This is a genomic window from Chitinophaga sp. 01L420, from assembly GCF_056399985.1.
Window position 1 is genome coordinate 1 of sequence record NZ_JBFTSK010000083.1, and the last position, 14,648, is coordinate 14,648.

12 protein-coding genes and 1 tRNA gene are annotated in these 14,648 nt (G+C 42.1%); 4 read left to right on the top strand and 9 right to left on the bottom strand.

The features are described from left to right. The 4 genes from AC1DP6_RS35375 to AC1DP6_RS35390 form a co-directional block, all read right to left on the bottom strand. The coding region (locus AC1DP6_RS35375; RefSeq protein WP_477059119.1) for a beta strand repeat-containing protein at positions 1-4,382 on the bottom strand (4,382 nt) is incomplete at its 3' end. Positions 4,383-4,461: 79 nt separating this feature from the next. Then, entirely contained in the window at positions 4,462-5,376 is a 915-nt protein-coding gene (locus tag AC1DP6_RS35380) for a PorP/SprF family type IX secretion system membrane protein (protein WP_477059120.1), read from the bottom strand. 288 nt (positions 5,377-5,664) lie between these two features. Continuing rightward, positions 5,665-7,473: a 7TM diverse intracellular signaling domain-containing protein gene (locus AC1DP6_RS35385; protein ID WP_477059121.1), complete on the bottom strand. Its 1,809-nt coding sequence runs from the start codon at positions 7,471-7,473 to the stop codon at positions 5,665-5,667. 298 nt (positions 7,474-7,771) lie between these two features. After that, entirely contained in the window at positions 7,772-8,971 is a 1,200-nt protein-coding gene (locus AC1DP6_RS35390) for a hypothetical protein (RefSeq protein WP_477059122.1), read from the bottom strand. Between the two features lie 273 nt (positions 8,972-9,244). On the opposite strand from AC1DP6_RS35390, the gene AC1DP6_RS35395 reads away from it, so the two are divergent. Beyond that, on the top strand, positions 9,245-9,679 hold the full coding sequence (locus tag AC1DP6_RS35395) for a response regulator (RefSeq protein WP_477059123.1): 435 nt from the start codon (positions 9,245-9,247) through the stop codon (positions 9,677-9,679). A gap of 136 nt (positions 9,680-9,815) precedes the next feature. Here AC1DP6_RS35395 and AC1DP6_RS35400 read toward each other — a convergent pair whose 3' ends face one another. Next, positions 9,816-10,094, bottom strand: coding sequence for a hypothetical protein (locus AC1DP6_RS35400; protein WP_477059124.1), 279 nt, complete (start codon positions 10,092-10,094; stop codon positions 9,816-9,818). 1,142 nt (positions 10,095-11,236) lie between these two features. Further along, positions 11,237-11,310, bottom strand: a tRNA-Ile gene (locus tag AC1DP6_RS35405). A gap of 134 nt (positions 11,311-11,444) precedes the next feature. On the opposite strand from AC1DP6_RS35405, the gene AC1DP6_RS35410 reads away from it, so the two are divergent. Further along, complete coding sequence (locus AC1DP6_RS35410; RefSeq protein WP_441578272.1) at positions 11,445-12,074, top strand: HAD family hydrolase; 630 nt, start codon at positions 11,445-11,447, stop codon at positions 12,072-12,074. 35 nt (positions 12,075-12,109) lie between these two features. Here AC1DP6_RS35410 and AC1DP6_RS35415 read toward each other — a convergent pair whose 3' ends face one another. The 3 genes from AC1DP6_RS35415 to AC1DP6_RS35425 all read right to left on the bottom strand — a co-directional run bounded on the left by AC1DP6_RS35415 (position 12,110) and on the right by AC1DP6_RS35425 (position 13,099). Further along, positions 12,110-12,358: a hypothetical protein gene (locus AC1DP6_RS35415; RefSeq protein ID WP_441578273.1), complete on the bottom strand. Its 249-nt coding sequence runs from the start codon at positions 12,356-12,358 to the stop codon at positions 12,110-12,112. A gap of 83 nt (positions 12,359-12,441) precedes the next feature. Beyond that, a complete protein-coding gene (locus AC1DP6_RS35420) occupies positions 12,442-12,792 on the bottom strand; it encodes a TM2 domain-containing protein (protein ID WP_477059125.1) in 351 nt (116 codons plus the stop codon). A 10-nt stretch (positions 12,793-12,802) separates the two neighbouring features. Beyond that, positions 12,803-13,099: a DUF2752 domain-containing protein gene (locus tag AC1DP6_RS35425; RefSeq protein ID WP_477059126.1), complete on the bottom strand. Its 297-nt coding sequence runs from the start codon at positions 13,097-13,099 to the stop codon at positions 12,803-12,805. A gap of 166 nt (positions 13,100-13,265) precedes the next feature. On the opposite strand from AC1DP6_RS35425, the gene AC1DP6_RS35430 reads away from it, so the two are divergent. Together AC1DP6_RS35430 and nusA are read left to right on the top strand one after the other, a co-directional pair. Beyond that, a complete protein-coding gene (locus AC1DP6_RS35430; RefSeq protein WP_441578276.1) occupies positions 13,266-13,730 on the top strand; it encodes a ribosome maturation factor RimP in 465 nt (154 codons plus the stop codon). A gap of 16 nt (positions 13,731-13,746) precedes the next feature. Beyond that, on the top strand, positions 13,747-14,648 hold a 902-nt coding region (gene nusA / locus AC1DP6_RS35435), incomplete at its 3' end, for a transcription termination factor NusA (RefSeq protein ID WP_477059127.1).

Sequence of the window (14,648 nt, forward strand, 5' to 3'; positions counted from 1 at the left end):
GTAGTATTGATGAGCACATTTTCACTGTACGTCACTGTAAAGTTCAATGTACTACCTGCTTTATAATAACCATTCGCAGGTACAATTACCTGTGTAACTACTGGTGCCGTGATATCTGCCGTTACACTGATGGTGTTGCTCGCAGTGTTGCCGTTGTCACCAATATTCACCGCTACATCTGCAGGCAATGAAATACCAACAGCCCCATTGGCTGTTGGCGTTATATCGATGGTATAGGTAATGTTGTCGGTGGTTTGCAGCGTAGCAGCAGTAGCATTGGTTAATACGAAGTCTGCTACCGTAAGACCAATCACCGCTTCGCTGAATACAGCAGTTACTGTAAACGACGCATTGACAATAGCCGCAGCAGTGGTGGACAGCGCTACTGTTGGATGTACTGTGTTTACGAATACGCCCGCAGTATTACTGACACTATTCAAGAGGAGGGCTGCATTATTATTAGCTGCATCCTTAATAGTCGCACCATTCAGCAACAGGYTAGTACCAAGTGTGATACCGTCCATATCCAGATCGCCGTTCTGAACAGTGTAACTGAAGGATAAATCCTGTGTACCGGCGCCTCCAGTATAAACYGCTGAAACATTTGTRCCTCCTATATTTACACTAATCGATGGCACACCGCCAGTAGTATTGATGAGCACATTTTCACTGTACGTCACTGTAAAGTTCAATGTACTACCTGCTTTATAATAACCATTCGCAGGTACAATTACYTGTGTAACTACTGGTGCCGTGATATCTGCCGTTACACTGATGGTGTTGCTCGCAGTGTTGCCGTTGTCACCAATATTCACCGCTACATCTGCAGGCAATGAAATACCAACAGCTCCATTGGCTGTTGGCGTTATATCGATGGTATAGGTAATGTTGTCGGTGGTTTGCAGCGTAGCAGCAGTAGCATTGGTTAATGTAAAGTCTGGTACGGTAAGGCCAGTGACCACTTCGCTGAATACAGCGGTTACCGTAAACGGCGCGTTCACAACGGCTGCGGCTGCGGTAGACAGTGTTACTGTTGGATGCGCCGTATTCACAAATATGCCACTTCCATCCACATTGCCAGGGAAAACCGGGTTCAGATTATTACCCGCAATATCCCGGATGGTGGCGCCTGTACCTAATGAAATGGCAGGGCCAATTGAAACACCATCTACATCCATATCTCCATCCTGTACCACATAGCTGAATGTCAGCGCATTGGTACCAGAACCACTTACATATTCAACCGGAACGGTTGCTGCATCCATATTAATAGCCATTAGCGGAATGCCATTGGTAGTATTCACGATTACGTTTTCATCGAAATGAACAACAAAGCTCAACGCCTTTGTGGCATTATAATATCCATTCGCAGGTATATCTACCTGCGTCACTTTAGGCTGCTTAAAGTCAGCAGTCACCGTAATTTGATTCGATGCCGTGTTACCGTTTTGCCCCACATTCACCGCTGCATCTGCAGCAAGTAATACACTTACAGGGCCATTTGTCATCGGCGAAATATCTATCGTGTAGGTAATGTTGTCTGTTGTTTGCGGCGCATCTGCGGTCGCATTAACCAGGTTGAAACCTGCTGCCGTGAGACCCGTCACCGGTTCGCTGAAAACAGCCGTTACGGTAAATGTACTATTCAGTATCGCCGGAGCAGTTGTTGATAATGTTACAGTGGGATGTGTTGTGTTGACTAACACTCCATTGGTAGGGGCGACATTTTGCAGTGTAAGCGCAGCATTATTGCCTGCTACATCGCTGATCACCGCGCCATTCAACATAAGATCTGCACCAACAGCAATACCATCCATATCTCCATCGCCATTCTGCACCACATAATCAAAAATCAGCTGAGAGGTACCGGAACCGCCGGTATATTGCGCCTGTACCGCTGTTCCGCCGATAATCACCACCAGAGAGGGTGTACCACCTGTTGTATTGACAATTACATTTTCATTGTATGCTACTGTAAAGCTTAACGTACCGGAAGCATGGTAATAACCATCGGCCGGCACGCCTACCTGTGTAACTACCGATGGGGTAAAATCAGCAGTAACAGCAATCTCGTTAGATGCGGTGTTGCCATTTTGCAATGCATTTTCTACAACATCTGCAGGAAGCGATACGCTAACAGGGCCGCCGCCGGTAGGTGTTACCCATATTGTATAGGTGATATTATCGTTCGTTTGCGGAGTAGTTACGTTCGCATTTGTCATAATGAAATCAAACGCGGTAAGTCCCGTCACTGCTTCACTAAAAACAACCGTTACCTGGAATGGATCTTTTAACACAGCTGGTGCCGTAGTTGACAAAACAACTGATGGGCGCGTAGTATTCACCGTAATGCCAACAGTATTATTTGCTGGTAGTCTGGTGAGTGCATCATTTCCTGCCAGATCCTTAACGCGTCCACCGCCCCATCCAATATCACGCCCCAACAATATGCCATCCAGATCTTTGTCACCATCTTTTATGGCATAACTGTAAACCAATGCATTGGTACCGGATCCAGAGGCATAGAAAGCCTTTACCGCCTTTGTTCCTATGGTAATGGGTATATTAGGTGTGCCTCCGGTTGTTGTCACATACACCACTTCATTATACTCCACTGTAAAGTTCAGAACGCCCGTGGCATTGTAGGTACCGTTGACAGGTAAGGTCAGTTTTGTGATTTTGGGGTCCGTATAATCAGCCATCAGGATGATTTCATTAGAAGCACTATTTCCACTTGAATAGTCATTCACGGCTCCATCAACCGGCAACAATATCTTTACCGGGCCATTATAATTTGGTGCTACGTCTAAAGTATAGTGGATATTATCTGTTGTGGTGATCCCATAAAAATTGAGATTGGTTGTCTGGAAACTTGATGTTGTTACCCCTGTTACGGCTTCACTGAAAACAAGTGTTATGAAAAACGGATTATTTACCAGGGCGGGTGCCGTGGTGGATAACACCGCTGTTGGGCGTACTGTATTCACAACGATGCCACTAAGATCGATACCGGCAGGGAATGTGAGATTCGCCTTGTTCCTGGCGGCATCCCGGATACGGGCGCCATTCAGCAACAGGTTGGCTCCCAGTGCAATACCGTCCATATCTGTATCGCCATCCTGTATCTTATAGCTAAAGGTCAACGCATCATTACCTACCCAGGCAGTAAAGTCTGCCACTACTGTTTTTCCTCCGATACTTAACTCCAAAGTAGGACTTCCATTGGTTGTTTGCACGATTACATCTTCGCTGAAATGAACGGTAAAATCCAACGTATTGGTAGTACCATATTTTCCTGCAGCAGGAATATCCAGCTTTGTAATCGTGGGTACCGTCAGGTCGGCGGTCAAATCCAGCTGATTAGAAGCGAGGTTACCATTCGGCCCCGTATTCACCGCCGAATTTGCAGGAAGTGATACACTCACCGACCCATCAGTAATAGGGGTGATGTCTACAAAAAAATTAAGGTTATCGGTAGTTGTTGGTTCGGTAGCGGTAGCATTCACTAATGTAAAGTCTGATGCGGTAAGTCCGGATACGAAATCGCTGAATACCACGAGGATCTGAAAAGGACCATTTACAATTGATGGCCCCGGGCCACTTATATCCACAGTCGGGATCCTCGAATTAATCAACACCCCACTGGCATCAGTTACATTATTCAGCGTCATCACGGCATTGTTCTTTGAAGCATCCTGTATCGCCCCCGATGAAATCGTCAATGCAGGGCCTACCACTATGCCATCGAGGTCCTGGTCTCCCGGTTGTATGGTATACTTGAACATCATACTCGTAGGACTAATAGGAACATATAAGGGGATCATCACTTGTCTGGAACCTATCGTTACTGGTAAATAAGGTGTTTCACCAACAGGATTGATAACGACAGCTTCAGAAAAATCAACAATAAAAACAAAGGGATCTCCTGTTACATATGCTCCCGCTGCGGGCACGCTTACGACTGTAATCACCGGTGCTATATTATCCACCGAAATACTCACAACGCTGGAAGCTACATTATTCTCTCCAATGGTGTTAGTTAACACCCCTGCAGGCAAGCTAACAGAAAGTACGCCGGTTACAGCAGCAGGAAAATGTACAGTGGCTGTATATATATTGGGATCTGACGATGCCGTGATGTTATTCACATAAGCACCCGGCATTCCGCTTAAACTGAAATCACTTGCCGTAAACCCTGCCACCGGCTCACTGAATGTAACCGTAATAATAGCCGTGGTGGAATTGGATGTCGGCGGCATTGACAGCGTCGCTGTAGGAGGCACACGATGAGCTACATCTGCGGCCTTTACCAGGTAGCTGCCGAACAGCAAACTAAATACAGACAGCAGTAACTTAATATTATTGAGTAGAGAATGATTCATATAAACTCATTAAAAAGGCATAGAGGAAGGATACTACTCTTCGGAAATCCGGAGAATAATAATGACGTATAGACTAAGATTATCTGAACAGGTGGATGGTAGCCCCTATTTCATAAGTATTATTAACATAGGTTTTGATTCCCCCGGTCTGAGCTGTGTACAAAACCCGGAGGGCTAAAGTTTTCATGATATCTACCCCAATTCCGGCAGTCACGCTTTTAGAAGTATGATATATTGCCAATACGTTGGCGACATCATTTAGTACGGCCACGTTGACGCCTATATCAAAGATGTTATCATAGCCTCTTACGCCGCGATAACAAATCTTCGGTTCCACGCTGCTGATCACCGCATCGGATCTAAACCGGTAGGAGGCAGCGGAATAAAAGGTATTACCGCCATCTACTTCATTATTGTCTCCTGTAACCAGGCCTCTTATATTAGGGACGGCGGCTTGCAGGTTCCAATGGCCATCTGTATAGGCCATTCCAAATTCGCCTTCAAAATAGTCATCCCGGCGGTTGAATGCCCCAATAGAAGGATCGTTAGGGTCTCCACTCAGGTCTTTAGTATTTAAACGTTGCATGTTAAGCGCAAGCGAAAGTCCGAAACTTAACTGCTGTCCCTTATCACTTAATGGTAGGTGATAAGCATAGGTGAGTGCTATTCGTGTGCGGTTAAGTAAACCGGCAACATCATTAAACACCCGCAATCCCGCACCCACTCTGTTACCGATGTTCCCATCGGCCGACAAAAATTTGGTGACGGGTGCACCCGCAACATCCCCCCATTGATTCCGGTAGGAAGCATTGATGTGCAACCCCGTATCTATGCCTGCCATGGCAGGATTGGCCAGGTACTGATTTTGAAAATATTGGGTCCCGGAAGGCTCCAGTAACGCCGCTGCTTTGCTGAAAGATTGAGCCATACCACGTAGGGAGAGCAGGAAAAGACCGGATAACAGGAATAAACAGATATAGGATTTATTACGCATAATCTCTTATTGGTTCGATTTTAACCCAGGATGATCGCTACATAAATAATTACCTGTGCTATTACAACAGGTAAATAGATGCGTTGCTCTCATTCGTCCTGAATAAATAAAACAGGCAAATGAGTGCACTTCCAACCATCTGGAATTTTCTGTAAAGAGATATCATCCACGATAAATAAACCAATAACAGGTGTCGACAAAGTGTATACACATAGAAAAACTTTCGTTGTATACACAGATGAACAAGTCTGCAAATAATTGATTATCTACTAGTTATATAAACCGAGATTAATTTTGTTCTGAAGAGGAGGGAATGGAACCTGTGGGGTTGCTCATTTTTTTATTTAGCCTTGCTTTCGCCTGTCTTACACTGGCGGGTTCTATATTAAGCAATGCGGCAATTTCTTTGGTAGACAAATGAATATGGAAATAGGCGTACAGTCTTAGTTCGTTTTTGGTCAGGGTAGGGTGACTGGCCTGCAGGTTTTCAAAAAAGTCAGGGTGCACCTGCTCAAAATGCAATTTGAATTTATCCCATTCTGCGTCCAGGTGCTGCCCATCTTTTAGGGAAGACTTAATATTTTTTAAGCCGGGATGTTTAACATGTGGATAAAGATTATCAATATCCTGTAGCTGATCTTTCAGATCTGACAGCAATCTGTTTTTTTGATGTATATACAAACTGTTACCAACGAGTTCCCGTTGATTGGCTTCCAGCTTTTGTTGTAACAAATCATTCTTGTCCTTTTCTTCCTGGATAGTCAGCACGATCTGCTCATTTTCCTTTTCAATCACCTCACATTTGTACATGGCCTGTGCAATATCTGTTTCCAGCTTCTCCAGCTCCAGTTCTTTTATTTTCAACTCCTCATTCACCACCCGCATACGGGCCAGTAGTGCTACCGCAAATGTGAATATCTGGGAAAATATGGCCATTTCAGGCAACAGCAAGTGGTTTTCTACATAAGGTGGCGATGAATGAATAATGAAGTAGGTAGCAAAAATGACAATGAAAAGTAACGGCAACATATTCGCCAGTAAAAAATGCTTGGCGGCTCTTACTTTATATTTATAGGCAATTAAGCAGGTGAGGATAACGGTTAACATAATGGATACGACGAGAATATTATCGTACAACAATGTGAAACTATCTGAGTAATATAGTCCTGTAATGGTAATAACAGCAGACACTAATGCAAACAAGACGTAACCATAAGTAAGATATTTAAGCCCCTTATCACAGCGAGGCAACAGTTTTTCCGTACGCAGGTATATCCGGGTTAGCTGAACGGCCCCCGAAACAATAATCACGGATGCCACATGTAAAAAGAAAGCATTGAGATCATAGGCATAGACGGTTCCGTCAGGGTTCAGTTTTACATTGTATATGGCAACTGGAAAAAACAGGTTAAAAAAATGCTTGAAAGAGGTAACAAAAATAATTCCGCCAATCTGTACCGCCAGGTAACAGCCATAAATATTATCCTTTAACTGCAAATAAGTATATAAGCTATAGCCGCAGAAACTGAGTAATATAAACACGCCCACCAGCCAGGAATACCATAAAAAGCTTTCCCGCCCATCGAAAGAGATCTCTTTTTCAAGTATAATAAATGGTTGGATACTATATCCATAAGATTGTATGTCGCGGATATCGATTTTTATATACAGTGTATTTTTGGTGTCTCCCTGTAAAAAAAGTGGCACCATCTCTCTTTCCCTTTGTTGGGCCGGTACTGCCAAACCAGCGCGGTGACTGACCCATTTGCCCTTATTACTATCAAAAAAATACAGGGTATAATTTAGCCGTAGCGATAACGAAAGTCGATAACTCTCCTTATTGGGGTAAGGATTTTCCACCACCACTTTCACCCAATAGTAATCAGTAGCAGCAGTGCTTAATAAGGTATGCTGTGAAAAAGCCAGGGTGGTATCTGTCAGGATCCGATCAAAGCTATACTGACTATCCCGCAGTACATCATACGCTTTAATCTGTAAAACAGCATCATTTGTTAAGACATGCGTGGTCTGTGCGTTTAACCTGGTAACAACACAAAGCAGTATAAGGAATAAATATTTTATTTTTCGGGTTGGCATCCGGACCTATGTTACGAGTATTTCGTACTGACGTTAAAGTTAGTAGGTTTAACTTTATCATAGGGAAATAATTTAAAGAAAAAGAAAGGAGAGGAGGGTGGTATTAAACGCGGGTTGAGAAAATAATTTCATTTATGCAATTGATAACATTTCAATATGTTATAAATACTATTATGTAATTCATTCTATTCTCTCAGCTTAGATTTTAACACCTCACTTATTTCCCTTTGATTCAAAAAAAGAAAAGGCTTTCAGTGTTTATACCCTGAAAGCCTTCCAGAGAGACGATCGTTTTCGGCTACTTTCTTTTTGTCATCTGCTTTTCTGTATTACGCTTCAACACATCTACCTGCTTCTGCAGATCAATAACATACAGTGTTAGTTCTTCTATCTTTTGCAGATATAATTTGTTTATTTCTCCCAGATCTATTCCTTTTTCGAGCACTTCTTTTTCAGAAGGGATACCGGGAAGATGTTTATTCTCTTTTATAAACTGCTCTACAACAGGAAGTTTCGGGAGGTTATAATCTGGATGAAATACATAATCGGCCCATGCTTCCTGGCTTACTTTTACGCTTCTCGCGCCGATGGCGCCATTCACCGTGAGTTTGTAGGTCGGATTATCCACGCCGATACCTACATTTTTGTTACCGGCAATTACCATAGAAGACCCTATTGTGGTACCGATTCTTCCATTTTCGAAAATAATTTTGCTGCCGATATTAGCGGCCCCGATATGCAGATCCCTGTAGCTTTCGATGATATTGGAATTACGCTGAGTAATTACAGGATAGGTGGGTGCAATATTTCCGATATACAATTGAGTGTTGCTCATCCCTCCATGAGTAATCGCCATTATATTAGAGTAAGTAGTGTCACTGCCCGCGAGGACCAGGCGATTAGAAGTTGCGGCATTTCTTATCACTACAGCGCCCTGGATTCCCACTTCCTCTGTGGCATTGAAGATGTTTACATCAGTGACCTCATTACCCCGCACTAGTTTTAAAGCATCATTCTGAGCATATCCTGTAAAGGAGAAATTGGTAAGAGTTGACGATTGGGGAATGGAAACCGCCAGATATTGAATCGAATTGAACGTTAGTGTCACCAACGCAGCACGATCACTAAAAGATACCAGGTTACCGGTATTTTTATTGTACGCAGAAGCTGTGTTCACATCAACGATCCATTTCCGGTTTGATGCACCCTGACCTCTAATAGCACTAAAACGTCCCATTACATGATAATCGGCAGGCAAAATAGTACCCGTATACATAACATGTAGCAGGATGTAATTTTCAGTTATGTTATCATCTGATTGTCCGGGAATCCCCCTGTCTACATAATAATTCCTGCCATTGTCCACTACCTGCAATCTGCTGGTGGGAGTGGCCGTTCCAATGCCCACATTCCCATTGGCGGCAGGCAAAGCATTTTGTGCAAAAACATTCAATGAACCTGATAAAAGGAACAGCAATAATAATTTTGAAAACTTCATAGAGAGATAAATTTGAAAATATAATTTGATGATTAGGTTAACACAAACTTGATTTTAAACAATAGCTATCAGATCAGAATTTCCTGGCACAATACAATTCTTTTTTAGCATTTAATTTTAAGGAATGTATGCCTTCATTCGATGCCACAAATATATAACAGATATCGCTGAAATGCTAACGGCTCTATCCCCCTTTCCACCTGCCTCATTTTACAACATTCAATTTACTTAGTTTTAAGAAATTGAATTTAGATAATTCTGCTGTAGTATGAGATGACAAGAGCAAGTGATAAACCGTTTAAAAAAGGATCACTAAAAGGATACAGGATTTTATGCATCGATGATGACCCTATACAACAACATATTCTCAAAGTAACAACCCAAATGGCAGGGGCGGAGCCTATAATAGTAGACAGTGGAGATGCGGCATTTGATTTTATTAATATTGAAAAACCAGCACTTATTATCTGTGATGCAAACATGCCATTAATGAATGGCAAACAATTTTTATATAAATTAAAGTCTCACACAGAATTTAGCCATATTCCTGTTATAGTTATTTCGGGAGACGCATTTGAAACTGAAAAGGAAGAAATGTTAAAGGCTGGTGCGGATGAATACCTTACTAAACCTTTTCATTTTACTACATTTTATTCAATATTGCAGAAATACCTCCCGCCTATTAGAATTCTATTATCCAACAAATGAGAAAACGAAGCTTTCACCTATATTGCTTTCCGCCTGTTATAAATCCTTCCTAAAACTGCCTCAGCTAAGGAGCTGAGTTGATGGGGATGCTATTTATTTCAGGAATAATGTAATGGTAAAAGACAAGCAATTCCTATTATGCCTTCTTCCGCTTCTTCCTTAATATTTTGGCTTCTTTCCTCGCTAAGCCATTGAGTATTTCATCATCAATCCCTATTAAATCCGCGAGGGCATTTAATTCGTCAATGGTAAACAAGCCAGGATTGTCCAGCTTTTTTAGGAATGTCAGATAGCCCAGTCCTAACAATTTATAAACATTCGTTTTGGGAACGTAATCAAATATATCAGCAATCCGGGAGATCCCTCCGGCCTCTAACAATGCCTTTACTGCTGCATATTTCTTTTCTTGCGCCATTACTGAAATGTAATAACATATTGATTATATGCAATAATATATTGCTATATGAGAAAATAATATTCCAATTCAATAATTAAATATTCTCAAATAAGAATTTTATTTAGATATTTTTACTAACTTAGGCTTACAAATGTTATTTTGCAGCTTCATAAAATATTGAAGCTATCGCGCTTTCAAATGGTCCAGGGTGTGGAAACTTTTAGGATACCAGATGTTAGGCGGTGCTCACGCTACGGCGTGGGTACTCGCTTCCGTCATCCGGATTCCACACCCTGGGGCGGTAAGTAGAGGCCCACGTTTTTTTATTCCCAAAAGCCCCGGTTCTCCACTTATAAATAATCCAATTTTATAAATCCCTTTTCAGGGTTAAGCACTTTCATGCTATATGAAAGCGGCTTCCCATTGTGCCTATCATACAATCGAAAACAAATCATCATTCAAAATATCCATTATGACAGACCAAAAAACAAACCCACAAAAAAACAAAAACAAAGAAACAAACCAGAATTTACTTACGAACCCCGGTAACATGCTTTTTGATCTACACACCATGTTGACGGACTTACCTATTCGTTTCAGGGAGCAAGTTATGAAGGAGTGTGGCCTTTCAACACCCACGTATTACAGATATATGCGTCCATCAGTCAGAATRGTTGCCGGGGAGAAAATACATGTTGTTCAGAGCTTTTCAAATGCAGAGAGATATATGATCCGGAAGGTTTACAGTGAATTATTTAAATATTTCACCGACTACTATATGGCCTTTATGAAGTCTGAATAATGACCCTGCATCTAAAAAAATACGGTGAGAGATAAGAATATTAACACGGGTCAGTTTTGATAATTGTAACAAACATAGAAATAAACGCCCTGACTATTCCTGGTCGGGGTTTTGCTTTTTAGGAGTTTTCCGAGTCCCTAAAAGAATTCACATATTGACAATTGTTAAGGTTTGCTAAGGTTTTGGATATAGCGGATGTAGGAAATGTAGTTGTCAACAACTAAATAATTTAAATGCTCTGGACCAGGCACGTATCGCTAAAACTCTAAATCAACCTTTTGACGCCCTTTGTATGCAAACATGTATCAAATAAAAAAAGGCTTCCTGCGTCAATCCGCTGAAAGCCTTTTCTGTCGTGTGGTCCCACCTGGGCATGATCCAGGGACCCCCTGATTATGAGTCAGGTGCTCTAACCAACTGAGCTATAGGACCCGTTCCGAAGAACAAAAATTCCCCTTTTCAAGGGACGGCAAAATTAATTATTTTATTGAATTAACCTAAAATATTTTTTTGATAACAACGCGTACGACTATACTTTAATAAATTTGTCTTCAATCTTTCACCATATGCAAGGCATCAAAAACATCATTTTCGATCTGGGTGGCGTAATTCTCAATATTAACTACCAGCTTACCAGCGACGCTTTTACCCAATTGGGGGTAAAGAACTTTAAGGAGCTGTATTCGCAGTTTCACGGCTCCAGCTTATTTAACAGACTGGAAACAGGGCATGTGTCAACGGAGGAGTTCCTCGCAGAAATGCATCAGCATGTACCGGAAACCGTAACAGATGAGCAGTTAAAGGCCGCATGGAATGCTATGTTACTCGACTTCCCGTTGCAGCGCCTGCAGTTATTGCAGCAGTTGCGGCAGCATTATAATCTTTATTTACTCAGTAATACCAATGCTATTCACCTGGAGGAATTCAACAGGATGCTGCAGGAAACCCGGGGAATACCTTCTCTGAGCAGTTTCTTTGACCGGGCGTACTATTCTCATCTGATGGGGCAGCGGAAGCCGGATAAAGCATCTTACCAGATGGTATTGGATGAAAATGGGCTGAAAGCGGCGGAAACGGTGTTTATAGATGACCTTTTACCTAATATAGAAGGGGCTAAAGCTGTAGGGTTACAAACCATTCACCTGGAATCTCCCAAAACAATACTGGATATTTTCCGCCCGGCAAGTGCGGTATAAAGAAAAAGGCTGGTTTAGTAAACCAGCCTTTTTTGTTATTTAATTTCTTCGAAATCAAGATAATCTCCTTTATCCACTTTCTTGGGTTCAGGAGGAGAGGAGGGCTGCTTGGGATTTCCCGGCTGCGCACCTTGTTGGCTTTCATATTGCTGCCGCATATGATCTTGCATATCGCTCATCTGCCTACGTACTTGCTTGGTCATTTTATAGCCCGGTATGAGCAGGTCAAATACCAACTTGTACAGCAGCCAGGCAATAAATATGGAAAAGAGAAATTTCAACATAATGGTGCGAAGTTAGCGGAATATAGTATCCGGCGCCTTGAAAATCACCTCATTTTAAGGTTTTTTTAACTTTCCCGGGTGGATTAAAGACCCAGCAGGGCGGCGGAAGACATGGCCTCCTTTTTATTGAATTCCCAGGTCATTTTGCGATAGTTGACAGCGTCAATGATAGTGCCTACAAAGCAAAAGCCAAGCGTTACCACATATAAAATCCCCATGGCGATCTGGTTCAGCAAAAAGCGTTGAATACCTGCTACTGCTACAAAACCGATCAGGCTACAAATAAGAATAGTTTGCGGATCTTTGCGCCGGTTCTGGTATACAGACAGGAAACGTTGTTTATTTTCTGCAGAATAGCTTTTCGTAAGTTCTTGTAACCATATCATTTCCTCGGTTTCAATTCCGGGAAGCATCGCAAATGAAAAATCGCTCATAGTATTGGGTTTATTGTTGTTTAAGGTCAGTGTATTGGAGGCGGGCCAGTTGTACGGTGCGGTATAGCAATACCACTACTACCAGGGGCGACAGCCAGTGATGGTGGATCGCAGCAGACCATTGACCGTGTAAAAAATAATGAATACCGTGGCCTAAGCCGCAGCCGGGACAAAAGGGGATGCCCAGGTTTTTTAGTAAACATAAGCTAGCGGCATTTTCATTGGGTGTCATTAAATATAGCAGAACCAGCCCCAGGGGCCAGGCAATCAGTTCTATATTTATTTTTTGCCAGAAAGCAGTGCTCACATCAAATATTTTAAAAATACATATGAATGATGGCAGAGCCTCTCATCTAAATATTTATATACAAGTTAAAGAAATAGTTTTTCAATCAAAATAAAATCCTAATTTTGTACGAGGAAAAATGATTCAAACGAAGGGGACGAGATATTGTCCCCTTCGCGCTTTTTGTATGGCAAACGAACACGTGATAAAAACTATCCGGGAAATGGCAGAAGGACTGCTGGCTAACGATCCCGACAATTTTTTGGTAGACATCAGAATTAAGCCCACTAACAATATCAAGCTCTTTCTGGACGGAGATAAAGGGGTGCCGGTGGCTACACTGGTGTCGTTTAACCGTCAGTTATATCCTTTGCTGGAAGCAGCTGAACTGTTCCCTAACAATGATTTCTCCCTTGAAGTCTCGTCTCCCGGACTGGATGAACCGCTCAAACTGCACAGACAATACCTTAAAAATATTGGACGCAAAGTGGAAGTAACCCTGCTGGATGGCTCAGTAAAGGAAGGTACCCTGCAATCAGCAACCGAAGAAGAGATTAACATTGAAGAGTTGATTGGCAAGAAGAAAGAGAAGAAATCCACCGATTTAAAACTTAATGAAATAAAGCACACAAAGGTGTGCATCGTGTTTTAAAATATAACAACTAAACATGGCTAGTATTAACTTGATTGAGTCATTTACCGAGTTCAAGGAGGCGGAAAATATCGACCGTCCTACATTGATGAAGGTCCTGGAGGATGTGTTCAAAACACTGCTGCGGAAAAAGTATGGCTCAGATGAGAATTTTGACGTGATTGTAAATACCGAAAAAGGTGACCTTGAAATATTACGCCGTCGTACCATCGTAACCGATGGAGAAGTAGAAGATGAAAACGCACAGATCGCATATTCCCAAGCTATCAAGGTAGAACCGGATTATCAGGTAGGTGAAGATTTATATGAAGAGGTAGAGATCATGGATTTCGGTCGCAGGGCTATCCTGGCGGCTAAACAAACTTTATCTGCCCGTATCGGCGACCTGAAAAAGAATATTCTGGTTAAGAAATACGCCGACAAAGCAGGTGAAATTGTAAATGGTGAAGTATACCAGGTTTGGAAAAAAGAAGTTTTATTGCTTGATGATGAAGGGAATGAGTTAATTTTGCCTAAATCTGAGCAAATCCCCACAGATTATTTCAAAAAAGGGGAGAACGTAAGAGCGGTGGTGAAGAAAGTGGAAATGAAAAACAACGCACCACTCATCATTCTCTCCCGTACACATCCATCCTTCCTTGCTAAATTGCTGGAAATTGAGGTGCCTGAGATCTTTGACGGCCTGATTGTGATCAAGAAAATAGTTCGTGAACCTGGTGAAAGAGCCAAAGTGGCAGTAGAATCCTATGACGATCGTATCGATCCGGTAGGTGCCTGCGTAGGTATGAAAGGTAGCCGTATACATGGTATCGTGCGCGAACTGAGAAATGAAAATATAGATATCATTAACTTTACCACCAACATTCAACTGTTGATTCAGCGTTCATTAACACCCGCCAGAATCAGCCGCATGGAAGT